Here is a 23,275-nt window from a genome sequence, read left to right as displayed (position 1 = left end):
GATATGAAACGGATAGCAGCAATTATTGCCGGTGCGATAATAGGTATCGGCCTCATGCTCCTGGCTTTTCCCTTTCTCTCAGACTGGATTATTGGCCACGTTGAGGGCGAGGATCAGATGTCGGCTAACTTCGAGTTGCTGGCGATTGGCTTAGTGTTGTGCTGTTTCGTGGGAGGTTCACTCGGCAACTTGACCTATTCAAAATAAAATACCTCCCCCAAATAAAAAAACCCGGCCAAGGCCGGGTTTTCGCTACAGCTACAGAATGCGGTGCTTGTCCAGCTGCTCGCGCCGCTGTGCCGCTTTAGCTTCGCGCTTTTTGCGCGCATCGCAGGGTTCCGGGCAGTCGCAGACTTTCTCCATCCCCAATGCGGTGATGCCGCCGCAGCTGCCCTGCAGGCTTTTGCGTTTGAACACGTAACCCAGCGACATCCCGCCGACGATCAGTAGGAACAACACGAAGGTGGCGGCGAATACCGTCAACATAGCAACCTCACGAACTCTTTTTCAGGTAGGGTTTGAACGCGTCCGAATAACGCTCCTCAAACCCGTCGGCGGTTTTCACGATCATGAACACCGGGATACCGAGCAGATTGGCCAGCGCCAGGCCGCGCTCCGGCCCCATCACGTTCAGGCCGGTGGACAGGCCGTCGGCGGTCATACAGGTCGGGCTCAGTACGGTGATCGACACCAGGCGGTGGTTGATCGGCCGGCCGGTGATCGGATCGATGGTGTGCGAATAGCGCACCCCGTCCTGCTCGAAGTAGTTGCGATAGTCACCCGAGGTGGCGATCGACATCTCCCCTGGCTGGATCACCAGCTGCGCCTGCTGCTGCGCACCGGCGGTCGGGCGCTCGATGGCGATGCGCCACGGCTTTTGCTCGCCGTTGCGCCCGCGGGTGCGGACTTCACCGCCGATATCCACCATGTAATTTTGCACGTGTTGCGATTGCAGATACTCCGCCACCACGTCCACGCCGTATCCTTTGGCGATCGACGACAGGTCGACATACAGCTCGGGGATGCTTTTCACCAGCGCGCTGCCCTGCACCGCCAGTTTGTCGGCACCGGTCCAGGCGCGGCGGTGCGCCAGCTCCGCCTCGCTCGGCACTTTATCCGGCCGCCCTTCCGGGCCGAAGCCCCACAGATTGACCAGCGGCCCTACGGTCACGTCCAGCGCGCCATCGGTCACGCGGTTGATGCGCAGCGCTTCGCGCACCACCTCGGCGGTCGCCGGCGAAACCGGGAACGGCCGGTCAATGTCACGGCTGGCGTTGAAGCGGCTCAGCTCGGAGTCCGGCCGGTAGGTGGACATCTGGTCGTTCACCTGTTCCAGCCGTTTGTCGATCTCCGCCTGCATCTCGCGCGCCGACGGCGTATCGTCGCCGGCCACGTAACGGATCGAATACGAGGTGCCCATGGTTTTACCCGTCAGATCCACCTGTTCCGGCCCGCAGCCGGTCAGCAGCAGGGTGGCGCTCAGTGCCACGCCCGTCAGCCAGTTCTTCATCGCCAATGCGCGCATTTAGCCACCAAAGTCATCCAGCATGATGTTCTCGTCTTCGACGCCCAGATCTTTGAGCATCTTGATCACCGCGGCGTTCATCATCGGCGGCCCGCACATGTAAAACTCGCAGTCCTCCGGCGCCGGGTGATTCCTCAGATAGTTCTCCAGCAGAACATTATGGATAAAGCCGGTGTAGCCGGTCCAGTTATCTTCCGGCTGCGGATCCGACAGCGCCACGTGCCAGGTGAAGTTGTCGTTCTCCGCCTGCAGCTGGTTGAAGTCGTCTTCATAGAACATCTCGCGCAGCGAACGCGCGCCGTACCAGAAAGTGATCTTGCGCTTCGAGTTCAGGCGTTTGAGCTGATCGAAGATGTGCGAACGCATCGGCGCCATGCCCGCGCCGCCGCCGATGAAGATCATTTCGGCGTCGGTCTCCTTGGCGAAGAATTCGCCGAACGGCCCGGAGATGGTCACCTTGTCACCCGGCTTCAGCGACCAGATATAGGAAGACATGATGCCCGGCGGCACGTCCGGGTTGTTCGGCGGCGGCGTGGCGATACGCACGTTGAGCATGATGATGCCCTTCTCTTCCGGGTAGTTGGCCATCGAGTAGGCGCGCACCGTGGTGTCGTTCACCGTCGAGCGGTAGCGGAACAGGTTGAACTTGTCCCAGTCGCCGCGATACTCCTGCGGCACGTCGAAGTCGGCGTAGCTGATGTCGTGCGCCGGGGCTTCGATCTGGATGAAGCCGCCCGCGCGGAACGGCACGTCTTCGCCATCGGGGATCTTCAGCTTCAGCTCTTTGATAAAGGTGGCTTTGTTATCGTTGGAGATAACCTCGCACTCCCATTTCTTCACGCCGAAGATCTCTTCCGGCAGCTCGATCTTCAGGTTCTGCTTCACGTTCACCTGGCACGCCAGGCGGCAACCCTCTTTCGCTTCGCGCTTGTTGATGTGCGAGAGCTCGGTCGGCAGGATATCGCCGCCGCCCTCTTTGATCACCACCCGGCACTGGCCGCAGGAACCGCCGCCGCCGCAGGCCGAGGAGACGAAGATCCCCTGGCTGGAGAGCACGTTGAGCAGCTTGTCGCCCGCCGGCGCATGGAAGCTCTTATCCAGATCGCCGTTGATCTCCACCGCGATGTCGCCGGTGTTCACCAGCTTCGATTTGGCGAACAGGATCAGCAACACCAGCACCATCACGATGGTGGTGAACATTGCTACACCTAAAATAATTTCCATAAATTCTTCCCGCCTTTACAACTGAACACCGGAGAAGGACATGAAGCCCAGCGCCATCAGTCCGGTGGTGATAAAGGTAATGCCCAGGCCGCGCAGTCCCGCCGGCACGTTGGCATACTTGAGTTTCTCGCGGATCCCCGCCATGGCGACGATAGCCAGCATCCAGCCGGTGCCGGAGCCGAAGCCGTACACCACCGATTCGGCGAAGTTGTAGTCGCGCTGCACCATGAAGGACACGCCGCCGAAGATGGCGCAGTTCACGGTGATGAGCGGCAGGAAGATGCCGAGCGCGTTATACAGCGACGGGAAGAAGCGATCGAGGATCATCTCCAAAATCTGCACCAGCGCCGCGATCACGCCGATAAAGGTGATGAAGTTGAGGAAGCTCAGATCGACGCCTTCCACCAGCGCGCCGTCGCGCAGGATCAGGTTGTAGACCAGGTTGTTCACCGGCACCGAAATGCCGAGCACGATGGTCACCGCGATGCCCAGGCCAAAGGCGGTCGAGACCTTCTTCGAGACTGCCAGGAAGGTACACATCCCGAGGAAGAACGCCAGCGCCATGTTCTCGACGAACACCGCGCGCACAAACAGGCTGATATAGTGTTCCATCGGCCTTTACTCCTTTTCGATCTGCGCCGGCTTCAGGGTGCGCAGCACCCAGATCAGCAGGCCGATGATGAAGAACGCGCTCGGCGCCAGCAGGAACAGGCCGTTCGGCTGGAACCAGCCGCCGTTCTGCACCGTTTCCAGCACCGGGACGCCGAACAGCTTGCCGGAACCAATCAGCTCGCGCAGGAAACCGACCAGCACCAGGATCACCCCGTAGCCCAGCCCGTTGCCGATGCCGTCCATAAAGCTCTCGATCGGCGGCGACTTCATGGCGTAAGCCTCGGCGCGCCCCATCACGATACAGTTGGTGATGATGAGGCCTACGAACACCGACAGCTGCTTGGAGATCTCGAACGCGTAGGCGCGCAGCAGCTGATCGACCACGATCACCAGCGAGGCGATGATCGCCATCTGCACGATAATGCGCACGCTGTTGGGAATATGGTGACGGATCAGCGAGATGAAGAAGCTGGAGAACGCCGTGACCAGCGTCACCGCAATGGTCATCACCACCGCCGTCTCCAGCTTGGTGGTCACCGCCAACGCAGAACAGACGCCCAACACCTGCAGGGCGATCGGGTTATTGTCGAACAGCGGCCCCAGCAGGACCCGCTTTATCTCTTTGGAATCAGCCATTTTTCAGCGCTCCTTCACGAACTTTTTTCAGGAACGGGCCGAAGCCGTGCTCGCCCAACCAGAAATCAAACGTATGCTGCACGCCGTTGGAGGTCAGCGTGGCGCCGGACAGGCCGTCCACCCCATGCACATCCCCTTGACGCGCGCCGCCTTTCACCACGCGGATCGCCGGCTGGCCGTTGTCGTCGAACAGCTGTTTGCCGACCCACTGCTGGCGCCAGGACGGGTTCTCGACCTCGCCGCCCAGCCCCGGGGTTTCCCCCTGGTCGTAGTAGGTGATGCCCTTGACCGTGTTGCCGTCGTTATCCAGCGCCACGAAGGCGTACATCATCGACCACAGACCGGTGCCGTATACCGGCAGCACAATCTTGTTCACCTGGCCGCTTTCGTCGCGCACCAGGTAGATTTCCGCCTGGTTGCTGCGGCGCTTGATGCCGGCCGGATCGTCGCCCGCCGCCAGCGCCACGCTTTTGGCGTCGTCGCGCAGCGCGGCGCCCAGATCGAACGCCGCCGCCTTGCCGGCGACAAACTCGCCGCTGTTCAGATCCACCAGGCGCGGTTCGATGCGCTCGCTGTACAGGCGCTTGACCTGCTCGCTCTCCATTTTCGGCTGCAACAGGCCGGCTACGTCGAGAATATTGCGCTGCTTGTCGAGCAGCTTTTGCTCCTGCTGTTTGGACTTCAGGCCGACGGCGGAGCCCGCCACCACCACTGAACACACCAGACACAGCAGCAGCACTACCAGCAGCGTTTTACCGATGCCGTCGTTTTTCGCTTCATTCGCCACGGGCTTTTCTCCGCTTGATGTTGGCCTGCACCACCAGATAATCGAACAGCGGTGCGAACAGGTTGGCGAACAGGATCGCCAGCATCATGCCTTCCGGATAGGCGGGGTTGACCACCCGGATCAGCACGCACATCACGCCGATCAGAATGCCGTACCACCATTTCCCCTTGTTGGTGAAGGAGGCGGAAACCGGGTCGGTCGCCATAAAGATCATGCCGAAGGCAAAACCGCCCAGCACCAGATGCCAGTACCACGGCATGGCGAACATCGGGTTGGTATCGGAACCGATGGCGTTGAACAACAGGGCGGAAGCCACCATGCCGAGCATCACGCCGGCGACGATGCGCCAGGAAGCCACGCGGCCGAACAGGATAATCGCCCCGCCGATCAGGATCATCAGCGTGGAGACTTCACCGACGGAGCCGGGAATGTTGCCGAGGAAGGCGTCCATCCAGCTGATGGACTGGCCGGTGGCCACGTTGCTCAGGCTGTGCGCCCCGCCTGCGCTCCACTGCGCCAGCGGCGTCGCGCCGGAGAAACCGTCCGCGGAAGTCCACACCAGATCGCCGGAGATCTGCGCCGGGTAGGCGAAGAACAGGAAGGCGCGGCCGGCCAACGCCGGGTTGAGGAAGTTGCGCCCGGTGCCGCCGAAGATCTCTTTGGCCACCACCACGCCGAAGGTGATGCCCAGCGCGGCCTGCCACAGCGGCAGGGTCGGCGGCACGATCAGCGCGAACAGGATAGAGGTGACGAAGAAGCCTTCGTTGACCTCATGCTTGCGGATAATGGCGAACAGCACTTCCCAGAAGCCGCCGACGACAAACACCACGGCGTAGATCGGCAGGAAGTAACAGGCGCCCAGCACCATCTTGCTGACCCAGCCGGCGTCGGCCGCCAGAGAGGCGCCGAGCCACTGCGCCAGGCGATAATGCCAGTCGCCCGCCAGCACCTGTTGCAGCTCGTCGCCGCTGTACAGATGGTGCAGCGCCGGGATCGCCTGTTGGCCGACGTTGTACATGCCCCAGAACATCGCCGGGAACACCGCCAGCCACACCAGGATCATCATGCGTTTCAAATCGATGGCGTCGCGCACGTGCGAAGCGCCGCGCGTCACCGTGCCGGGGGTGTAAAACACCGTGGTGGTCGCTTCATACAGCGGGTACCACTTTTCCAGTTTGCCGCCCGGCGTGAAGTGATGCTCTATCTTCTCAAAATAATTCTTCAGGCCCATCGGTTATCCTTCCTGCTCAATCTTGGTCAGCACCTCGCGCAGCACCGGCGCGTACTCATACTTGCCGGGGCAAACGAAGGTGCACAGCGCCAGATCTTCCTCGTCCAGCTCCAGACAGCCCAGCGCCTGCGCGCTGTCGCTGTCGCCCGCCAGCAGATCGCGCAGCAGCAGCGTCGGCAAAATATCCAGCGGCATCACCCGCTCGTAGTTGCCGATCGGCACCATGGCGCGTTCGCCGCCGTTAGTGGTGGTCGAGAAGGCGAACAGTTTGTTCTTCAGGAAGTGGCCCAGCGTGGTGCGGGTAATGGAGAACTTGTTCGGCGAAGGCACGATCCAACCGAACAGCTCTTTGTCGCGCCCTTCTTCCAGCACCGACACCTGCGAGTGGAAGCGGCCGAGCCAGGCGTTCGGCCCGGTGGCGTGCATGCCGTTCAGCACCGAACCGGAGATCACCCGGTTCTCGCCGTCTTTCAGGCGGCCGGCGGTCAGTTCCTCGAGGCTGGCCCCCAGGCGGGTGCGCAGCAGCGCCGGCTGCGCCACCTGCGGCCCGGCCAGCGCCACGACCCGGCGGGTATCGAGCTGACCGGTGGTGAACAGCGTGCCGATGGCGATGACGTCCTGATAGCCGATGTGCCAAACGGTTTTCTTCAGGCTAACCGGTTCGAGGAAGTGAATGTGGGTGCCCACCAGCCCGGCGGGATGCGGGCCGGTGAATTCGCTGTAGGCGATCTGCGGGCCGCTCTGCTGGCCAACGGAGGCGCCGGCGGCGTGGCATACGTGCACCTTGCCCGCCGTCAGGCGCGCCAACACCACCAGCCCGGCGTTGAACGCCGTCTGCTGCTCGGCGATGATCACCTGCGGATCGGCGGCCAACGGCCGGGTATCCATCGCGGTGACGAAAATGGCGCGCGGTTCGCTGCCGGGGCTCGGCGTTTTGCTGAACGGACGGGTGCGCAGCGCGGTCCACAGGCCGCTGGCGATCAGTTCGCTCTCGACCTGTTCGCGCGGCAACTGGGCCAGTTCACCCAGCGGGTAATGCGCAAACTCGAGCTGGTCATCGCCGCCGTTTTCCAGCGCAATCACCACCGATTGCAATACGCGCCGCTCGCCGCGGTTAATCGCGGCGATGCGGCCGCTGGCGGGAGCCGTGAAGAAAACCCCGGGGTTTTTCTTATCTTCGAACAACGCCTGGCCTTTCTTAACGGTATCGCCTTCCTGCACCAGCATGGAGGGACGCATTCCGACATACTCTTCCCCAAGCAGGGCAACATGCTGAATGTTCGGGCCGTCTTGGATCGCCTGAACCGGGGCTCCGGCTATCGGCAGATCTAACCCTTTTCTGATCTTAATCATAGGATTTATACGATGTAGTTTGGTTTACACGTCTGCCCGGCCCCAGAGGCGGGTGCTGACGATGCCAGGATTGCCGGGCAGTGCGCATGGCGGCACGCCCAACATGAACTTTCTCGCAGTGAAAAACTGGGGTAACGCGCATTCCCTTGATTCCCCCTTTCCGTTGTTAGCGCGACGGTCGATATGTTAACGGCCTGTAGCCAAATAACCATCAAAATGGCCGGGTTATATGCCATAACTCCTGCCGCTTCAATCGCCACAGCGCGTTAAATTGAAGGGGGAATATTAACATTGTTCGCAACATTGTTCTGCGTTCCGTCGTGACTTGGGTCAAGCAAACGCAATTAAATTTCGCCTGTTTTTCACTACTTATCGTTAAAATCTGCCGGTCATTTCACTTTTATCGAGCTTTGTCGTTTTTTTATACATATCACGTATTGCTAAAAATAAACGCGCTGGTAATCTGGCGGTGTTTTGCAGCAGTAAAAACAATATCAGTGGCATGCCGACCAACGTCATTGCGCCGGCAAATAAATATAAGCAGGAATAATAATGAGCAAAATCGCGCTGTTGTTTGCGATGCTTGTTTCTATGCCGATGATCACGGCCTGCAGCGCCAGCGAGCAGGTACCCGAAGCGCCGGTAGTTAAACAGCAATTATTGGGTTCGCCGGTCTATATTCAGATCTTCAAAGAGGAACGCAAGCTGGAATTGTATGCCAAAATGGGCAATGAATTCCGCCTGGTCAACACGTTCCCGATCTGTAATTTCTCCGGCGGGCTGGGTCCTAAACGCCGTGAAGGCGACTTTAAAAGTCCGGAAGGCTTTTATAGCGTTGACGCGCGCCATCTGAAACCCGACAGCAAGTATTATCGGGCGATCAATATCGGTTTCCCTAATGATTACGATAAGTCGCAGGGCTATTCCGGCGCTTATCTGATGATCCACGGCGAATGTAAATCGATCGGCTGTTACGCGATGACCAACACCTATATGGACGAGATCTATCGCTACGTCGAAGCCGCCTTCGCCTATGGCCAAAGCCGCGTCAACATCAGCATTTACCCGTTCCGCATGACCGAGCAAAACCTCAAGCGCCATGCGTCATCCAGCTATATCGCCTTCTGGCGCCAGCTGAAGCCGGGCTACGATTACTTCGCGAAGAACCACCAGCCGCCGACAATGGGCGTGGTCAATGGCCAGTACGTCTTGGGTCAACCGCTGATGAGCAGCGGCGGCATGATGACGCAGTACGCGTCAGCCAGCCCAACGCCCAACACCAATCCCTTCGCTCAGAACAAGCCGCTCACCGAAGTGAAATAACGCGAACTCGCCTGGCTCAATCTTGTGCCAGGTTTCGTTGGCGGTCAGCGGTTGGGTTGCGATCACCGTGACCACATCGTTCGGTGTGGTCTGCTGCTGAAAATCGATTTCCACATCCTGATCGAGCAGCGTCGCCTTGCCGAACGGCGCGCGGCGCGTGATCCAATACAGGTTGGTGGAACAATAGGCCATCACGAAGCGCCCGTCCGACAACAGCATGTTGAACACCCCCTTCTTGCGCAGCTGGCTCGCCAACAGGCCGATATAGCGGAAAACCGCCGGCCATTGGCTCGGGGTGCGCGGGTATTTCAGCGCCAGTTGATGCAGCAGCCAGCAGAACGCGTATTCGCTGTCGGTCTGGCCGACCGGGCGAAACGTGCCGGTATCCAGCTGACGATAGCCTTTCAATTGGCCGTTGTGCGCGTAGGTCCAGTTGCGGCCCCACAGTTCGCGGGTGAACGGGTGGGTGTTTTCCAGCGCCACTTCGCCGCGATTGGCCTGGCGAATATGGGACACCACCGCGCAGGATTTGATCGGATAGTCCTGCACCAGGCGGGCGATCGGCGAGTTGAAGCTCGGCTGCGGATCCTTGAATGTGCGGCAGCCGTTCCCTTCATAGAAGGTAATGCCCCAGCCATCCTTATGCGGCCCGGTGCGGCCGCCGCGCTGTACCAGGCCGGTAAAGCTGAAGCAGATATCGGTCGGTACGTTTGCGCTCATCCCGAGCAGTTCACACATCGCCAGCACTCCTTAACCACACTGACACAGGCTGTGCGGGCGCAGCATGCGGCGCCCGCCGTCTTATTCATGGGGAGCCGCAGCTCCCCGCAGGCTATCAAGCCTTAACCATCTCTTTTTCGATCAGCTGAATCAAGATGTGAATCGCTTTAATGTGGATTTCCTGAATGCGGTCGGCGTAGCCGAAGTGCGGCACGCGAATTTCCACATCGGCTGAACCCGCCATCTTGCCGCCGTCCTTGCCGGTCAGGGTGATCACTTTCATCCCCTTGGCGCGCGCCGCATCGATGGCCTTGATGATGTTGCCGGAATTACCGGAGGTGGAAATGCCCAGCAGCACGTCGCCTTCGCGGCCTACCGCTTCCACATAGCGAGAGAACACGTACTCATAGCCGAAGTCGTTGCTGACGCAGGACAGGTGACTCACGTCCGAGATGGCAATCGCCGGGTAGCCCGGGCGGTTTTCACGGTAGCGGCCGGTCAGCTCTTCGGCGAAGTGCATCGCGTCGCAATGGGATCCGCCGTTGCCGCAGGAAATCACTTTACCGCCGGCTTTGAAGGAATCCGCCAGCAGCACCGCGGCGCGTTGGATGGCGTCGATGTTGGCGTCGTCATTGATAAATTTCGCCAGGGTATCAGCCGCTTCGTTCAGTTCACTGCGAATAAGGTCGTGGTACATGAGGAACCTCTTGTTATCGTCAAATCTTCCGCTCCGCAGTGTACCGGATCGCGGAAACAGCGAGAAGCATTCTCAGCCAAACAGCGCGCCGGTTAAGGAAGCGGAGAGGTTTTTGATGATTGGTGCTGTCAGTTTGTGACCTGAGTTGTAATTAAACTGTAAACGCATTGATAAAAATTCTGCCTTGTACTAAAACCTATTACATACACACAACAGGTCAGACCTCTTACTACTTCGGAGCTTCTTATGATGGTTCTTAGTATCGTCGTTTTCTTGGCTCTCCTCGGCGTGGTGTTCTACCACCGAGTGAACCTTACCCTCAGCAGCCTGATCCTGGTGGCGTACACCGCCGCCATGGGTGCGATCGGCCTGTGGAGCTTCTGGCTGTTGCTGCCGCTGGCTATCGTGCTGCTGCCGCTGAACCTTTCCTCTGTGCGCCGTTCCCTGCTCTCCGCGCCGGCGCTGCGCGCCTTCCGCAAGGTGATGCCGCCGATGTCCACCACCGAGAAGGAAGCGATCGACGCCGGCACCACCTGGTGGGAAGGCGATCTGTTCCGCGGCGCGCCGGACTGGAACAAGCTGCACAGCTACCCGAAACCGCGCCTGACGGAAGAAGAGCAGGCGTTTATCGACGGCCCGGTGGAAGAAGCCTGCCGCATGGCCAACGACTTCCAGATCACCCACGAACTGGCCGATCTGCCGCCTGAACTCTGGGCATACCTGAAAGAACACCGTTTCTTCGCGATGATCATCAAGAAAGAGTACGGCGGTCTGGAATTCTCTCCTTATGCTCAGGCGATGGTGCTGCAAAAACTGGCCGGCGTTTCCGGCATCCTGGCGATCACCGTCGGCGTGCCGAACTCCCTCGGCCCGGGCGAACTGCTGCAGCACTACGGTACCGAAGAACAGAAAAACCACTATCTGCCGGGCCTGGCGCGCGGCGACGAGATCCCTTGCTTCGCGCTGACCAGCCCGGAAGCGGGTTCCGATGCCGGCGCCATTCCGGACGTGGGCACCGTGTGCATGGGCGAATGGCAAGGCAAGCAGGTGCTGGGCATGCGCCTGACCTGGAACAAGCGCTACATCACGCTGGCGCCGGTCGCCACCGTACTGGGCCTGGCGTTCAAACTGCATGACCCGAACCGCCTGCTGAGCGACAACGAATCCCCGGGCATCACCTGCGCGCTGATCCCGACCAGCACGCCGGGCGTGGAAATCGGCAACCGCCACTTCCCGCTGAACGTGCCGTTCCAGAACGGCCCGACCCGCGGCACCGACGTGTTCGTCCCGATCGATTACATTATCGGCGGCCCGAAAATGGCCGGCCAGGGCTGGCGGATGCTGGTTGAGTGTCTGTCGGTAGGTCGCGGTATCACCCTGCCGTCCAACTCTACCGGCAGCCTGAAATCCATCGCCCTGGCGACCGGCGCCTACGCGCACATTCGCCGTCAGTTCAAGATCTCCATCGGCAAGATGGAAGGCATCGAAGAGCCGTTGGCGCGCATCGCCGGCAACACCTATGTGATGGACGCCGCCGCTTCGCTGATCACCTATGCGCTGGTGCAGGGCGAGAAGCCGGCCGTGCTGTCGGCCATCGTCAAATACCACTGTACGCACCGCGGCCAGCAGTCGATCGTTGACGCCATGGACATCGCCGGCGGTAAAGGCATCATGCTGGGCGAATCCAACTTCCTGGCTCGCGCCTATCAGGGCGCACCGATCGCCATCACGGTGGAAGGCGCGAACATCCTGACCCGCACCATGATGATCTTCGGCCAGGGCGCGATCCGCTGCCATCCTTATGTGCTGGATGAAATGGCGGCGGCGCAGAGCAACGATCTGAACGCCTTCGATAAATCGCTGTTCGGCCATCTGGGCCACGTCGGCAGCAACAAGGTACGCAGCTTCTGGCTGGGCCTGACCAACGGCCGCACCAGCGCCACGCCGACCAAGGACGCGACCCGTCGTTACTATCAGCAGTTGAACCGCCTGAGCGCCAACCTGGCGTTGCTGTCGGACGTTTCCATGGGCGTGCTGGGCGGCAGCCTGAAGCGCCGCGAGCGCATCTCCGCTCGCCTGGGGGACATCCTCAGCCAGATGTATTTGGCTTCCGCCGTGCTGAAACGCTTTGACGACGAAGGCCGTCAGAAAGAAGATCTGCCGCTGGTGCATTGGGGCGTGCAAGACAGCCTGCATAAAGCCGAACAGGCGCTGGATGACCTGCTGCGCAACTTCCCGAACCGCTTTATCGCCGGCGCGCTGCGCTTCGTGGTCTTCCCGTTTGGCCGCGTGCATACCGCACCGTCCGACCGTCTGGATCACCAGTTGGCCAAGATCCTGCAGGTGCCTTCCGCCACCCGCAGCCGTCTGGGGCGCGGTCAGTACCTGACGCCGAGCGAGCATAACCCAATCGGCCTGCTGGAAGCGGCGCTGGCCGACGTGATGGCCGCCGAGCCGATTCACGAGCGTCTGTGCAAGGCGGCCGGCAAAAATCTGCCGTTCACCCGCCTGGATCGTTTGGCGGAGCGCGCGCTGGAAGAAGGCAAGATCAGCGCCGATGAAGCGAGAATTCTGGTGAAAGCCGAAGAGAGCCGCCTGCGCTCCATCAACGTGGACGACTTTGCGCCGGATGCGCTGGCGGCCGCCAAGCCGGAAAAGCCGGCGGCGCAGTCTAAGCGCCAACAGCAGACCGAAGCGGCTTAGCGCCAATTCGAACTTCACGCATCCAAGGGGCGATCATCATCGCCCCTTTTTCTTTTGCTTTCATGACAAACTGCGCACCGCGCCGCAGGTTGGCGCAGCGGCGGATTTCACGGGAAGGAAGTTCGAGTAGACTGCGCAGCGGGTGCTCTGGATCTTTCTGTCCGGAGCCTTGGCAAAGGAGAGAAAGAGAAAGGCCCCGAGTCGATATTATCAACCCGAGGCCACTCTGATGCCCAACAACATCAGGTTAGCCTCTTACCCGCCGCAAGGCAAGGATAGGGAGGTCAAAAATGCAGCAAAAACGGGTCGTACTTAAGCTGGTGATCGTCTGTATGACGCTGATCGCGTTCATCTGGCTAACCCGCGGTTCGCTGTGCGAACTGCGCATCAGGCTGGGAGACTCGGAGGTTGCGGCCACTTTGGCTTACGAATCCGAACGGTAAGGCAACCCAACGGCGGGGTTCGCCCCGCCCGTTGGCTGATGGTGTCAGGCAAGATCCACGAGCACCCGCCTTTTCAGCCCTGCTGACGAATGCGCGCCAACAGCGCGTCAATATGCTCGATCTGCGGCGCATTGACGATCAGCGTGCGCCCCAATCCCAGCGCATGGCGCTGACAGTCGAGGCGCATATCGGCGTCGGCGATGCTGTCCAGATCGGCGACGTGCGCCAGGCCGATGGTGCGCCGAATCAGTTCGGTGCCGCAGTACCCGACCGCATCGGTCCAGACCTGTTGCAGGAACAGCTCGGCGTAACCCGGCGTCGCCAGCGCCGCATCCCGGCTTTGCTGATGGCACAACGCCAAAAAGCGATCGGCGAAGATCAGCCACAGCTCGCGCACATCCTGCAGGCGCTGCTCGCGCCCGGCGGCGGCGTCGCGCGGCCCGAACAGCCCCGGCAGCCCGCAATAGTTGAGCAGCAGGTTGCCTAACGCAGTACCGATATCGAAACCGATCGGGCCGTAGAAGCCGAATTCGGCGTCGATCGCTTTCAACCGGCCTTCCGCCACGAAGATCGAACCGCTGTGAATATCGCCGTGCAACAGCGCCTCCGCCTTGCTGAGGAAGCGATGTTTCAGGCCGGCGACCGCCAACTTCAGCGGCGCATCCTCGCGCAGCGCCTGCACCTGCGGCAACAGCGCCACCTCGAACTGATTGCGCTCATGGTCGGTATAGGGATCGGTAAAGAACAGGTCTTCGGTGATCTGGCACAGTTCGGGGTTAGTGAAACGTCTGACCTCCGCCTTCTTCTGCTGCGCCGACTGATAAAAATCGGAGGTGTGGAACAGCGTCTGCGCCAGGTATTCCGCCAACTGCCCGGCCGCCAGCGGGTGATAGTTGCCCTGCACCAGCTCACTGCGCCAGATGCGATGATCGGAGAGATCTTCCTGCACCATCACCGCCAATTCGGGATCGTGATGCAAGACTTTTACCGTATGCCGCGGGCAGAAACCGCCGTGAACCCGCAGCGTTTCCGCTTCGATGCGCGCCCGATCCAGCGTCAGCGGCCAGGATTCGCCCACGCAGCGCACGTAGGGCAGCGCCTGTTTGACGATCACCCGGCTCACGCCTTCGCGATCGCGGATCTTGAACACCAGGTTCAGGTTGCCGTCACCGATCTCGTCGGCGCTCACCAGCGCCTGCGGATCGGCCACCTGCCCGTATTGGCGGGCATATTCAACGGCATCGGCAGCCGTAAACGTACGATAAAGCGACATTCCCCAACCCCTCTGTTCTCTCTCACTGACCCCAGCGATTCTGTTTATTTAGACGTAAAAGCATTTGGACGTCTATACATCTGGAAGTCATGTTGGCAGAATAGCGTTTCAGATGCAATAACCACGCAACAAGGAATTAACCGCCGATGCAAGCGCTTAACACCACCAGCTTGACCCTGCAGGACAACCGCCTTTGGATCCTCGATCAGCAAGCCCTGCCGCAGGAAAAGCGGTGGCGCGCCTGCGACAGCGTGGAGGAACTGGTCGGGCACATTCACAGCCTGCGGGTGCGCGGCGCGCCGCTGATCGGGCTGTCCGCCAGCCTGCTGCTGGCGCTGCTGGCGGAACGCGGTCTGCCGCGCGCCGAGCTGGAACAGGCGCTGCACACGCTGCGCGCCGCCCGCCCGACGGCGGTCAACCTGATGAATAATCTGGATCGCATGAAGCTGGCGCTGGCGGAGCCTGACTGGGCGCCGGCGATGGTGAACGAAGCGCTGCGGTTGGTGGAAGAAGATCGCCGATTGTGCGATCGCATCGCCGATCACGGCGCTGGGCTGGTCAAGCCCGGCAGCCGCCTGCTGACCCACTGCAATACCGGCGGATTGGCCACCGCCGGCGTCGGCACCGCCATCGGCGTGCTGCTGCGCGCCCACCGGCAGGGCAAAGTGCAACAGGTATGGGTCGATGAAACCCGGCCGCTGCTGCAGGGCGGCCGTCTGACCGCCTGGGAATTGGGCGAGCTGGGCATTCCCTATCGCCTGATCTGCGATTCGATGGCCGCCAGCCTGATGGCGCAGGGCCAGGTCGATGCGGTATGGGTCGGCGCGGATCGCATCGCCGCCAACGGCGACGTCGCCAACAAGATTGGCACCTACAGCTTGGCGGTGCTGGCGCACTATCACGGCATCCCGTTCTACGTGGCCGCCCCGCACACCACCCACGATCCGCACTGCCCGGACGGCGCAGCCATCCCGATCGAGCAGCGCGCGGCGGCCGAAGTCACCGGCGTTTCAGGTAGCTTCGGCGCCTGCCAGTGGGCGCCGAACGATGCGCCGGTCTACAATCCGGCGTTCGACGTCACGCCGGCGAAGCTCATCAGCGGATGGATATTCGACAGCGGCGTGATTACGCCGCAGCAGGTTGAAGCGGGGATTTTCCAGCGGGCGTTGGGTTAACGCCCGCCCATCGGCACTCAGTCCAAACGCGGATAAGCATCGGCGATCTTGTCGCCGGTGAAATGCGCCACCCAGCCTTCCGGGTTGTCGAACACCCGGATCGCGGTGAAATGCGGGGCCGATCCCATATCGAACCAGTGCCGGATGTTGGCCGGCACCGAGATCAGATCGTTCTTTTCGCACAGGATCTGGAAGATCTTGCCGTCCAGATGCAGGCAAAACAGCCCTGCGCCTTCGACGAAAAAGCGTACTTCATCTTCGCCGTGCGTATGTTCGGACAGGAATTTTTCACGCAGTGCCTGGCGCTGCTCATGGTCCGGCCGCATGCTGATCACGTCCCAGCTCTGGTAACCCTTTTCCGCCACCAGTCGGTCTATCTCATGCTGGTAGGCGGCGATCACCGCCTCCGGCTGCGGGTTGTCGCCCAGCTCGCGATCCGCTTGCCAGCGCTCAAAGCGCACGCCGATCTGCGCCAACTGCCGCTGGATCTCCTGCGCATCGCGGCTCTGCCACAGCGGCTGCTGCGGCGCTGTATCGCTGAAAATGGTCAATCCACTCATGAGACGAACTCCCCTAAATCGATGCGATCAAAACGGTTAACCTGCGGATGTCGGCTCTGCACGTACGCCTCATCGCGGATCAGCTGGCAGGTATGCCAGCCGGCGGCCTGCGCCGCATCCAGCTCCTGGCGGATGTCGGACAAAAACAGCAGCTCGTCGGGCGCGATGCCGATAGCCTGCGCGATGTTGCGGTACGACGCGGTTTCACGCTTGGCGCCGACGTGCGTATCGAAATAGCCACTGAACAGCGGCTGCAGATCGCCCGCGTCGCTGTGGCCGAACAGCAGCTTCTGCGCCTCCACCGAACCGGAGGAATAGACGTAGAGCTTCACCCCTTGCCGCTGCCAGGCGGCCAACTGCCCGGCGACTTCCGGATACAGATGCCCGCGGAAATCACCCTCGCGGTAGCCACTGCGCCAGATGATGCCCTGCAGCGCTTTGAGTGCGGTGGATTTGCGGTCTTCATCCATAAAGCGGTACAGCGCGGCGATCAGCACGTCGAGATCGGCCTGCGGTTGGCCAATTTCAGCGCGCAGCGCCGCCAGCGGTGCGGCGACTTCGCTCTCAGCGGCATGGCGGCGCACAAAATCCGCCAGCCGTTCGCGGGCGTAGGGAAACAGTACCTGATGCACAAAGCGAATATCGCTGGTGGTGCCTTCAATATCGGTCACGATAGCGCGGATCATTTCGCCTCCAGTAAACGGCGTTGCAGTTCACACTGGAACAAGAATTCCAGCCCTTCAAGATGGCGGCGAGCTTCCGCCACCTGGCTTCCCCAGCAATACAGACCGTGGCCGCGCACCAGAAAGCCGTATTGCAGCGGCGTGGCCTCGGCATAGGCCGCCACGCGCGCCGCCAGCCGAGGGATATCCTGATCGTTGTCGAATATGGGGATCGCCACGCTGTCCAGGTGGCTGCGCTGGCCGGCCAGCGACTTCTGCATTTCGTACCCCTGCAGCACCAGCGCATCGCCGCGTTCCACCCGCGACAGGACGGTAGCGTTGACGGAATGAGTATGCAGCACCGCGCCGATATGCGCAGACAGGCGATAGAGCAGCGTATGCAGCCCGGTCTCCGCCGACGGCGTGCGGCCGCTCGGCACATGATTGTCGGCAATATCCACCCGCAGAAAATCGGCGGCGCTCAGGCTACCCTTGTCTTTGCCGGACTCGGTGACCAGGCACTGACGTTCGTCCAGGCGCAGCGACATGTTGCCGCCGGTCGCCGGGCACCAGCCTTTGTTGCCAATCCAGTGGCAGGCCGCCAGCAATGCGGTAAGTTGCGGATTCTCCGTCATTATTATCGTTTCCCGTTCGGTAAGGCGGCCGGCAGATGAGGCTTGGCCTGCCGCGTGGCGGGCTAAGCACCTTTTCGCATTTAGCCATCTAAGCGTCTTGATTGCCAAATACTAGCATCGTGTTATATTGACGGCAATATAAGCGCCAGGAGTATTCACCCGCTATGAGCACTTCCGCATTGATTCCCGAAAGCAAACTGCCCTCGCTGGGCACCACCATCTTTACCCAGATGAGCGCGCTGGCGCAGCAGCACCAGGCGATCAACCTGTCGCAGGGCTTCCCCGATTTCGACGGCCCGGACTACCTGAAAGAACGCTTGGCCTGGCACGTCGCCCAGGGCGCCAACCAATATGCGCCGATGACCGGCGTGGCGCCGCTGCGCGAAGCCATCGCCGACAAAACCGCCGAGCTGTATGGCTGGCAGCCGGACGCAGGCAGCGAAGTGACTGTCACCGCCGGCGCCACCGAAGCGCTGTTCGCCGCCATCAGCGCGCTGGTGCGCCCCGGCGACGAGGTGGTCTGTTTCGATCCCAGCTACGACAGCTATGCGCCGGCGGTGACGTTGGCCGGCGGCATACTCAAACGCATCGCCCTGCAGCCGCCCGCGTTTGCCGTGGATTGGCCAGCGTTCGCCGCCGCGCTGTCGCCGCGCACCCGCCTGGTGATCGTCAACACGCCGCACAACCCGTCCGCCACCGCTTGGCAGGCGGAAGACATGCAGCAGCTGTGGCACGCTATCGCCGAACGCGAAATCTACGTGCTCAGCGACGAGGTTTACGAACACATCTGCTTCGCCAAAGGCGGCCACGCCAGCGTGCTGGCCCACCCGCAGCTGCGCCAACGCGCGATCGCGGTGTCCTCTTTCGGTAAAACCTTCCACATGACCGGTTGGAAAGTGGGCTATTGCGTGGCATCCGCCGCGCTGAGCGCCGAGGTGCGCAAAGTGCATCAATACCTGACCTTTTCGGTCAATACCCCGGCCCAGCTGGCGCTGGCGGATAGCCTGCGCGCCGAGCCGGAGCACTGGCGACAGCTGCCGGCGTTCTATCGCGCCAAACGCGACCGCTTTGTGCAGGCGCTGGCGAGCAGCCGACTGGAAATTTTACCCTGCGCGGGTACATACTTCTTGCTGGCGGACTACGGCGCCATCTCCGATCTGGACGATGTGGCGTTCTGCCATTGGTTAACCGAGCACGTGGGCGTGGCGGCCATTCCGCTGTCGGTCTTCTGTGCCGATCCTTTCCCCCATAAATTGATCCGGCTGTGCTTCGCTAAACAGGACGCCACGCTGGATGCAGCTGCGGAGCGGTTATGTCGACTTTAAAAATTACCCTGTTGCAGCAACCTTTGGTCTGGCGCGACGGCCTCGCCAATCTGGCCGCCTTCGACGCGTTGCTGGCGCCGATCGCCGGCCGCGATCTCATCGTCTTGCCGGAGATGTTCACCACCGGCTTCGCCATGGATGCCGGCGAGAGCGCCCTGCCCGAACAGCAGGTGATCGGCTGGCTGCACGGTTGGGCGGTGAAAAGCCACGCGTTAATCGGCGGCAGCGTGGCGCTGAAAACCGACGAGGGCGCGGTCAACCGTTTCCTGCTGGTGGAGCCGGGTGGCCAGGTGCATGCCTATGACAAACGCCACCTGTTCCGCATGGCCGGCGAACACCTGCACTACCAAGCCGGCAACCGGCGTGAAATCTTCGAATGGCGCGGCTGGCGCATCCTGCCGCAGATCTGCTACGACCTGCGTTTCCCGGTTTGGGCGCGCTATCAGCAGGATTACGATCTGGCGTTGTACGTCGCCAACTGGCCGGCGCCGCGCAGTCACCATTGGCAAACGCTGCTGGCGGCGCGGGCGATAGAAAACCAGGTGTATGTAGCGGGTTGCAACCGGGTGGGCGACGATCCCAACGGCCTGAACTACAGCGGCGACAGCCTGATCATCAGCCCTCAGGGCGAGATCCTGGCGGATGCGGAGCCAGGCGCGGCCACGCGGCTGGACGCCGAGCTGTCGCTGGAAACCCTGCAGAGTTACCGCAGCGCCTTCCCGGCCTGGCGCGACGCCGACAGCTTTCTGCGTTTAGACTGACTCCCCCTTCTCCCAGCCGGCGATCGTCAGGCAATAGGCCTGGATCGCCAGCGCCACGTCCGCCTGCCGCACCGCTTCGGCCGGATGATGGCTGACGCCGCCGGCGCAACGCACGAACAGCATGCCGACCGGCCAGTGCGCCGCCACGGCGATGGCGTCGTGCCCGGCGCCGCTCGGCAGCGCCAGGCTCCGCCCCTGTACCTGCTCGACGGCCGCCTGCCAGCATTGCCGCAGATCGCTATCGCAGGCGGTGGCGTCAATGCGGTAAAACTCCTCGCTGGCGAAGCGCACGCCGCGGCGCGCGCAGATCGCCTGCGCCTGCGCCAGCAACGCCGTCAACAGCGCCGCCAGTTGTGCATCCTGCGGGCCGCGCACGTCGAGCGTCAATCGCACTTCGCCGGGGATCACGTTGACCGCGCCCGGCAGGCATTCAATACACCCCACGGTGGCCACCAAATGCGGATCGGCGGCGCGGGTCAGAGTTTCGACCGCCGTTATCCATTCCGCCGCGGCCGCCAACGCGTCTTTGCGCTGCACCATAGGCACCGTGCCGGCGTGGCCCGCTTCACCGCTGAAAGTGCAGGTAAGCCGGCGCGCGCCATTGATCGCCGTCACCACGCCCAGCGCCAGGTCGGCTGCCTCCAGGCACGGCCCCTGTTCGATATGCAATTCGAGATAGGCGCGAATTTCGTTTGGCGCGCGACGCGCCTGTGCGATCGCCGCCGGATCCAGCCCAAAGTCGCGCATGGCCTGCGCGATGCTCACCCCGTCGGCATCCGTCTGCGCCAGCCACTCCTGCGGCCATTGGCCGGTCAGCCCGCGGCTGCCGAGCAGCGTGACGCCAAAGCGCGCGCCCTCTTCGTCGGCAAAACCGATCACCTCCAGCGCCAGCGGCAAACGGCGCCCCTGGCGGTAATAGTGCGTCACCGTTTCCAGCGCCGTGAGCACGCCGAGCATGCCGTCATAGCGCCCGGCATTGCGCACCGTGTCCAGATGCGAACCGAGCAGCAGCGCAGGGGCAGCGGGCGTGAGCCCTTCATAACGGCCGCAGATATTACCGACGCTGTCCTGCCAAACCTGCATGCCACTCTCGCGCATCCATTCACCCACCAGAGCGTTGGCGCGCCGATGTTCCGCAGACAGATAAAGACGCGTCAATTTACCGGGCTCCGCGCTGATCGCCGCCAGCTCGTCACAGCGCGCCATCACCCGTGCGGCAGCCTGCTGCGCCTCCAGCGGCGTCATTCAAGCCGTCCTGCATCGTACAGGTCCCAGGCCGCCTGGAGGGCCTCCCCCTGTTGCGTGGCGAAGCCCAACCGGTTCAACACCGCCTCCAGTGCCGCCAGCGTTTGCAGCACGCAATCCTTGCGCGCGTTGTAGCCCATGGTGCCGATGCGCCAGATCTTGCCCTGCAGCGGGCCGAACGAGGTGCCGATTTCGATGGCGAAGTCGTTCAACATCATCTGCCGCACCTGTTCGCCGTGCACCTGCGGCGGGATCATCACGCTGAGCACGTTATTCATGCGGTGTTCGAGATCGCCGAACACCGCCAGCCCCATGCCCCGGATGCCCGCCAGCATCGCCGCGCCATGCAGCCGGTGGCGGGCGATGGCCTGATCCAGCCCTTCTTCAAGGATCACCCGCGCACATTCGCGCGCTGCGAACAACATGCTGGTGGCTTCGGTATGGTGATTCAGGCGTTCCGGTCCCCAATAATCCATGATCATGCCGATGTCGAAATAGTTGGAGTAAATCATCTCGTCGTCGCCGTCGGCATGCTCGGCGGTGCGGATCCCCGCCTCCACGCATTTACGGCGGCGCACAATCTCTTCAAACTGCGGGCTGAGAGTGACCGGCGAGCTGCCGGAGGGGCCGCCCAGGCACTTCTGCAGCCCGGCGGAGACCGCATCCAGCCCCCAGGCATCGGTCTCCAGCGGATTGCCGCCGAAGGAAGCCGTCGCGTCGGTGTAGAACAACACGCCGTGGCGGCGGCAGATATCGCCCAGCTCATGCAGCGGCTGCAGCATGGTGGTGGAGGTATCGCCCTGCACCGTCAGCAGCAGGCGCGGGCGCACTCGCTTAATCGCGTCTTCGATGCGATCGGCGCTGAACACCTCGCCCCACGGCGCCTCAATCGTGTGCACCTCGGCGCGGCAGCGGCGGGCAATCTCGCACAGCAGATGCCCGAAACGGCCGAAGACCGGCACCAGCACCTTATCGCCCGGCCGAATGGCGGAAACCAGCAGCGCCTCGATACCGGCGCGCGAGGTGCCGTCCACCAGCATCGTCCAGCGGTTTTCGGTGCGGAACAGCGCACGATACAGCGCCATAACCTGATTCATGTAACCGGTCATCGCCGGATCGTACTGGCCGATCAGCTGACTCGACATGGCGCGCAGCACGCGCGGATCGGCGTTGATCGGCCCCGGCCCCATCAGCAGACGCGCCGGTGGGTTAATCTGATCGAATTGCGAGATATCCAACATGTTCATTCCCTGTCAGCTTAGTAAGTTATTGAGTTATGCCGTCAGCGTCGACATGACGTTTGTTTGCTGCCCAACAGCCTACTCCCGATAGGGATTCAGTTGAAACAAAAGATTCTTATGATCAATTAATGAAACCAAAGTAACACAATGAGGTGACCGATCCGCCTTAAACGGCGGAGGGTGAAGGAAGGGAAATGACCTGCCGCGCTTAACGCAGCTCCAGTTCGTCCAGCGCCTGGAACAGTTCGGCGACGTGATGAATGCGCTGCCGCCCCTGCGCCAGCTGCTCATGCAGCAACGCATTGCTGAGCAGGCTGGCCAGGCTCATGGCGGCGGCATAGCTGTCGAACGCCGACACGCTGTCGAGCGGCACGGTCAAGTGCCAGTTGGCCAGTGGGAACAACGCCTGCGCCTGCGGTTCGCAGATCAGCAGCGTCGGCACCCCGCGGCTTTGCAACAGCGCCAGCAGCGCCTTTATCTGGCGCGGCCGGCGACGGAACGCCACCACCACCGCCATGTCCTGCGGCGTCAGCCCCGCCAGATCTTCCGCCAGCGTTTGCCCCGGCTGCGGCGCCAGCAGCACCTGCTCCCGCACCTGCATCAGCTGCTGGCGCAGGTGCATCGCCACCGGATAGCTGTTGCGCAGCCCCAGCAGCATCACGCTTCGCGCCTGCGCCAGTGCGGCGATCGCCGCGCTGAACTGTACCGCATCGATCTGCTTTACCCAGCGGGTGAGGTTGGCCATTTCCTGCTTACAGTGCCGCGCCAACAGCGTATCGCCCTGCACCGCATCGCGGCTGTCGGCCAGCGGCATGCCGCTTTGGCGCAGGGTGCGCAGCTCATCGCGCATGGCGCGGTAGTTGGGGTAGCCCAGCCGTTTGAACAAGCGGCTGACCGTGGCTTTGGAAACGCCGCTCAGACGCGCCAGCTCGGCGCTGTTGTAACCGATCAAATCGTCATAGTGATCGAAGATGAAGTCGGCCACCCGCTGCTCCTGCGGCGTCAGCTGTGGGTAGTCGCGGCGCAGGCGTTCGTCGAACCGTTGCATTATCGTTCTCGCTGTAACCTTCGTTTCAGCGGAACATAACACGGTCGAACTACCCGCTGGCAAGCGATTATTCGTTGGTGGGGAATCGCAGCGGCA

24 protein-coding genes are annotated in these 23,275 nt (G+C 61.8%); 7 read left to right on the top strand and 17 right to left on the bottom strand.

The window, feature by feature from the left end:
• The first annotated feature begins 3 nt into the window (after positions 1–3).
• Positions 4–207, top strand: a complete 204-nt coding sequence (locus tag SSARUM_RS04200; RefSeq protein WP_060431299.1) for a hypothetical protein — start codon at positions 4–6, stop codon at positions 205–207.
• Between the two features lie 51 nt (positions 208–258).
• Here SSARUM_RS04200 and nqrM read toward each other — a convergent pair whose 3' ends face one another.
• The 8 genes from nqrM to SSARUM_RS04160 are packed head-to-tail and all read right to left on the bottom strand — an operon-like array spanning position 259 to position 7,368.
• Positions 259–486 (bottom strand): (Na+)-NQR maturation NqrM, encoded by a 228-nt coding sequence (gene nqrM / locus SSARUM_RS04195; RefSeq protein WP_004930244.1) that lies wholly within the window; start codon positions 484–486, stop codon positions 259–261.
• 7 nt (positions 487–493) lie between these two features.
• Positions 494–1,525 (bottom strand): FAD:protein FMN transferase, encoded by a 1,032-nt coding sequence (locus tag SSARUM_RS04190; RefSeq protein WP_060426278.1) that lies wholly within the window; start codon positions 1,523–1,525, stop codon positions 494–496.
• Positions 1,526–2,749: an NADH:ubiquinone reductase (Na(+)-transporting) subunit F gene (gene nqrF, locus SSARUM_RS04185; RefSeq protein ID WP_039567058.1), complete on the bottom strand. Its 1,224-nt coding sequence runs from the start codon at positions 2,747–2,749 to the stop codon at positions 1,526–1,528. It lies immediately after the preceding gene.
• A gap of 15 nt (positions 2,750–2,764) precedes the next feature.
• On the bottom strand, positions 2,765–3,361 hold the full coding sequence (nqrE, locus tag SSARUM_RS04180) for an NADH:ubiquinone reductase (Na(+)-transporting) subunit E (RefSeq protein WP_004930235.1): 597 nt from the start codon (positions 3,359–3,361) through the stop codon (positions 2,765–2,767).
• Positions 3,362–3,367: 6 nt separating this feature from the next.
• Positions 3,368–3,997 carry an NADH:ubiquinone reductase (Na(+)-transporting) subunit D gene (locus SSARUM_RS04175; protein WP_033653338.1) on the bottom strand — a complete coding sequence of 210 codons (630 nt, stop codon included), beginning with the start codon at positions 3,995–3,997 and terminating at the stop codon, positions 3,368–3,370.
• Positions 3,990–4,784, bottom strand: coding sequence for a Na(+)-translocating NADH-quinone reductase subunit C (locus SSARUM_RS04170; protein ID WP_015376731.1), 795 nt, complete (start codon positions 4,782–4,784; stop codon positions 3,990–3,992). The genes SSARUM_RS04175 and SSARUM_RS04170 overlap by 8 nt, the downstream gene beginning before the upstream one ends.
• Positions 4,774–6,015 (bottom strand): NADH:ubiquinone reductase (Na(+)-transporting) subunit B, encoded by a 1,242-nt coding sequence (locus SSARUM_RS04165; protein ID WP_033637208.1) that lies wholly within the window; start codon positions 6,013–6,015, stop codon positions 4,774–4,776. The genes SSARUM_RS04170 and SSARUM_RS04165 overlap by 11 nt, the downstream gene beginning before the upstream one ends.
• A 3-nt stretch (positions 6,016–6,018) precedes the next feature.
• On the bottom strand, positions 6,019–7,368 hold the full coding sequence (locus tag SSARUM_RS04160; RefSeq protein ID WP_060431297.1) for a Na(+)-translocating NADH-quinone reductase subunit A: 1,350 nt from the start codon (positions 7,366–7,368) through the stop codon (positions 6,019–6,021).
• 552 nt (positions 7,369–7,920) lie between these two features.
• Here SSARUM_RS04160 and dpaA point away from each other — a divergent pair.
• A complete protein-coding gene (gene dpaA / locus SSARUM_RS04155) occupies positions 7,921–8,691 on the top strand; it encodes a peptidoglycan meso-diaminopimelic acid protein amidase (RefSeq protein WP_033637205.1) in 771 nt (256 codons plus the stop codon).
• Here the strand turns inward: dpaA and SSARUM_RS04150 are convergent.
• Positions 8,626–9,429, bottom strand: a complete 804-nt coding sequence (locus SSARUM_RS04150) for a class II glutamine amidotransferase (protein ID WP_060431295.1) — start codon at positions 9,427–9,429, stop codon at positions 8,626–8,628. The genes dpaA and SSARUM_RS04150 overlap by 66 nt on opposite strands.
• 97 nt (positions 9,430–9,526) lie before the next feature.
• Entirely contained in the window at positions 9,527–10,108 is a 582-nt protein-coding gene (lpcA, locus tag SSARUM_RS04145) for a D-sedoheptulose 7-phosphate isomerase (RefSeq protein WP_004930220.1), read from the bottom strand.
• A gap of 246 nt (positions 10,109–10,354) precedes the next feature.
• Here lpcA and fadE point away from each other — a divergent pair, with 246 nt between their 5' ends.
• Together fadE and SSARUM_RS04135 are read left to right on the top strand one after the other, a co-directional pair.
• A complete protein-coding gene (gene fadE / locus SSARUM_RS04140; protein ID WP_033649924.1) occupies positions 10,355–12,811 on the top strand; it encodes an acyl-CoA dehydrogenase FadE in 2,457 nt (818 codons plus the stop codon).
• A gap of 290 nt (positions 12,812–13,101) precedes the next feature.
• On the top strand, positions 13,102–13,254 hold the full coding sequence (locus SSARUM_RS04135; RefSeq protein ID WP_004930217.1) for a Hok/Gef family protein: 153 nt from the start codon (positions 13,102–13,104) through the stop codon (positions 13,252–13,254).
• A gap of 73 nt (positions 13,255–13,327) precedes the next feature.
• Here the strand turns inward: SSARUM_RS04135 and mtnK are convergent, their stop codons facing one another.
• Positions 13,328–14,527 carry an S-methyl-5-thioribose kinase gene (gene mtnK / locus SSARUM_RS04130; protein WP_033649922.1) on the bottom strand — a complete coding sequence of 400 codons (1,200 nt, stop codon included), beginning with the start codon at positions 14,525–14,527 and terminating at the stop codon, positions 13,328–13,330.
• Between the two features lie 146 nt (positions 14,528–14,673).
• On the opposite strand from mtnK, the gene mtnA reads away from it, so the two are divergent.
• Positions 14,674–15,702, top strand: a complete 1,029-nt coding sequence (mtnA, locus tag SSARUM_RS04125) for an S-methyl-5-thioribose-1-phosphate isomerase (RefSeq protein ID WP_033649921.1) — start codon at positions 14,674–14,676, stop codon at positions 15,700–15,702.
• A 17-nt stretch (positions 15,703–15,719) separates the two neighbouring features.
• Here mtnA and SSARUM_RS04120 read toward each other — a convergent pair whose 3' ends face one another.
• The 3 genes from SSARUM_RS04120 to SSARUM_RS04110 are packed head-to-tail and all read right to left on the bottom strand — an operon-like array spanning position 15,720 to position 17,559.
• Positions 15,720–16,262, bottom strand: coding sequence for a 1,2-dihydroxy-3-keto-5-methylthiopentene dioxygenase (locus tag SSARUM_RS04120; RefSeq protein ID WP_033649920.1), 543 nt, complete (start codon positions 16,260–16,262; stop codon positions 15,720–15,722).
• Positions 16,259–16,948: an acireductone synthase gene (mtnC, locus tag SSARUM_RS04115; protein WP_033649919.1), complete on the bottom strand. Its 690-nt coding sequence runs from the start codon at positions 16,946–16,948 to the stop codon at positions 16,259–16,261. Before mtnC ends, SSARUM_RS04120 begins: the two co-directional genes overlap by 4 nt.
• Positions 16,945–17,559, bottom strand: a complete 615-nt coding sequence (locus SSARUM_RS04110; RefSeq protein ID WP_048321291.1) for a methylthioribulose 1-phosphate dehydratase — start codon at positions 17,557–17,559, stop codon at positions 16,945–16,947. The genes mtnC and SSARUM_RS04110 overlap by 4 nt, the downstream gene beginning before the upstream one ends.
• Before the next feature lie 164 nt (positions 17,560–17,723).
• On the opposite strand from SSARUM_RS04110, the gene SSARUM_RS04105 reads away from it, so the two are divergent.
• Together SSARUM_RS04105 and SSARUM_RS04100 are read left to right on the top strand one after the other, a co-directional pair.
• Complete coding sequence (locus tag SSARUM_RS04105) at positions 17,724–18,884, top strand: pyridoxal phosphate-dependent aminotransferase (RefSeq protein ID WP_060431293.1); 1,161 nt, start codon at positions 17,724–17,726, stop codon at positions 18,882–18,884.
• A complete protein-coding gene (locus SSARUM_RS04100) occupies positions 18,872–19,645 on the top strand; it encodes an amidohydrolase (RefSeq protein ID WP_060431291.1) in 774 nt (257 codons plus the stop codon). The genes SSARUM_RS04105 and SSARUM_RS04100 overlap by 13 nt, the downstream gene beginning before the upstream one ends.
• Here SSARUM_RS04100 and hpxK read toward each other — a convergent pair.
• From hpxK to SSARUM_RS04085, 3 genes are all read right to left on the bottom strand, one after another.
• Complete coding sequence (gene hpxK, locus SSARUM_RS04095) at positions 19,637–20,890, bottom strand: allantoate amidohydrolase (RefSeq protein ID WP_049196508.1); 1,254 nt, start codon at positions 20,888–20,890, stop codon at positions 19,637–19,639. The genes SSARUM_RS04100 and hpxK overlap by 9 nt on opposite strands.
• The gene (locus tag SSARUM_RS04090) at positions 20,887–22,131 is read right to left on the bottom strand and encodes a pyridoxal-phosphate-dependent aminotransferase family protein (RefSeq protein WP_060431289.1); all 1,245 of its coding nucleotides are present in this window, start codon (positions 22,129–22,131) and stop codon (positions 20,887–20,889) included. Before SSARUM_RS04090 ends, hpxK begins: the two co-directional genes overlap by 4 nt.
• A 208-nt stretch (positions 22,132–22,339) precedes the next feature.
• Positions 22,340–23,179, bottom strand: coding sequence for a MurR/RpiR family transcriptional regulator (locus tag SSARUM_RS04085; RefSeq protein ID WP_039567065.1), 840 nt, complete (start codon positions 23,177–23,179; stop codon positions 22,340–22,342).
• Positions 23,180–23,275 lie beyond the last annotated feature (96 nt).

Source organism: Serratia sarumanii, assembly GCF_029962605.1.
GTDB classification, from domain to species: domain Bacteria; phylum Pseudomonadota; class Gammaproteobacteria; order Enterobacterales; family Enterobacteriaceae; genus Serratia; species Serratia sarumanii.
The sequence above is the reverse complement of the archived record's forward strand: the minus strand, read 5'-3'. Positions and strand labels throughout refer to the sequence as shown.

Bases quoted from the DNA above. Each gene is read 5' to 3' on its own strand.
- SSARUM_RS04200 (WP_060431299.1), top strand. From the start codon at position 4: ATGAAACGGATAGCAGCAATTATTGCCGGTGCGATAATAGGTATCGGC.
- nqrM (WP_004930244.1), bottom strand. From the start codon at position 486: ATGTTGACGGTATTCGCCGCCACCTTCGTGTTGTTCCTACTGATCGTC.
- SSARUM_RS04190 (WP_060426278.1), bottom strand. From the start codon at position 1,525: ATGCGCGCATTGGCGATGAAGAACTGGCTGACGGGCGTGGCACTGAGC.
- nqrF (WP_039567058.1), bottom strand. From the start codon at position 2,749: ATGGAAATTATTTTAGGTGTAGCAATGTTCACCACCATCGTGATGGTG.
- nqrE (WP_004930235.1), bottom strand. From the start codon at position 3,361: ATGGAACACTATATCAGCCTGTTTGTGCGCGCGGTGTTCGTCGAGAAC.
- SSARUM_RS04175 (WP_033653338.1), bottom strand. From the start codon at position 3,997: ATGGCTGATTCCAAAGAGATAAAGCGGGTCCTGCTGGGGCCGCTGTTC.
- SSARUM_RS04165 (WP_033637208.1), bottom strand. From the start codon at position 6,015: ATGGGCCTGAAGAATTATTTTGAGAAGATAGAGCATCACTTCACGCCG.
- SSARUM_RS04160 (WP_060431297.1), bottom strand. From the start codon at position 7,368: ATGATTAAGATCAGAAAAGGGTTAGATCTGCCGATAGCCGGAGCCCCG.
- dpaA (WP_033637205.1), top strand. From the start codon at position 7,921: ATGAGCAAAATCGCGCTGTTGTTTGCGATGCTTGTTTCTATGCCGATG.
- SSARUM_RS04150 (WP_060431295.1), bottom strand. From the start codon at position 9,429: ATGTGTGAACTGCTCGGGATGAGCGCAAACGTACCGACCGATATCTGC.
- lpcA (WP_004930220.1), bottom strand. From the start codon at position 10,108: ATGTACCACGACCTTATTCGCAGTGAACTGAACGAAGCGGCTGATACC.
- fadE (WP_033649924.1), top strand. From the start codon at position 10,355: ATGATGGTTCTTAGTATCGTCGTTTTCTTGGCTCTCCTCGGCGTGGTG.
- SSARUM_RS04135 (WP_004930217.1), top strand. From the start codon at position 13,102: ATGCAGCAAAAACGGGTCGTACTTAAGCTGGTGATCGTCTGTATGACG.
- mtnK (WP_033649922.1), bottom strand. From the start codon at position 14,527: ATGTCGCTTTATCGTACGTTTACGGCTGCCGATGCCGTTGAATATGCC.
- mtnA (WP_033649921.1), top strand. From the start codon at position 14,674: ATGCAAGCGCTTAACACCACCAGCTTGACCCTGCAGGACAACCGCCTT.
- SSARUM_RS04120 (WP_033649920.1), bottom strand. From the start codon at position 16,262: ATGAGTGGATTGACCATTTTCAGCGATACAGCGCCGCAGCAGCCGCTG.
- mtnC (WP_033649919.1), bottom strand. From the start codon at position 16,948: ATGATCCGCGCTATCGTGACCGATATTGAAGGCACCACCAGCGATATT.
- SSARUM_RS04110 (WP_048321291.1), bottom strand. From the start codon at position 17,559: ATGACGGAGAATCCGCAACTTACCGCATTGCTGGCGGCCTGCCACTGG.
- SSARUM_RS04105 (WP_060431293.1), top strand. From the start codon at position 17,724: ATGAGCACTTCCGCATTGATTCCCGAAAGCAAACTGCCCTCGCTGGGC.
- SSARUM_RS04100 (WP_060431291.1), top strand. From the start codon at position 18,872: ATGTCGACTTTAAAAATTACCCTGTTGCAGCAACCTTTGGTCTGGCGC.
- hpxK (WP_049196508.1), bottom strand. From the start codon at position 20,890: ATGACGCCGCTGGAGGCGCAGCAGGCTGCCGCACGGGTGATGGCGCGC.
- SSARUM_RS04090 (WP_060431289.1), bottom strand. From the start codon at position 22,131: ATGTTGGATATCTCGCAATTCGATCAGATTAACCCACCGGCGCGTCTG.
- SSARUM_RS04085 (WP_039567065.1), bottom strand. From the start codon at position 23,179: ATGCAACGGTTCGACGAACGCCTGCGCCGCGACTACCCACAGCTGACG.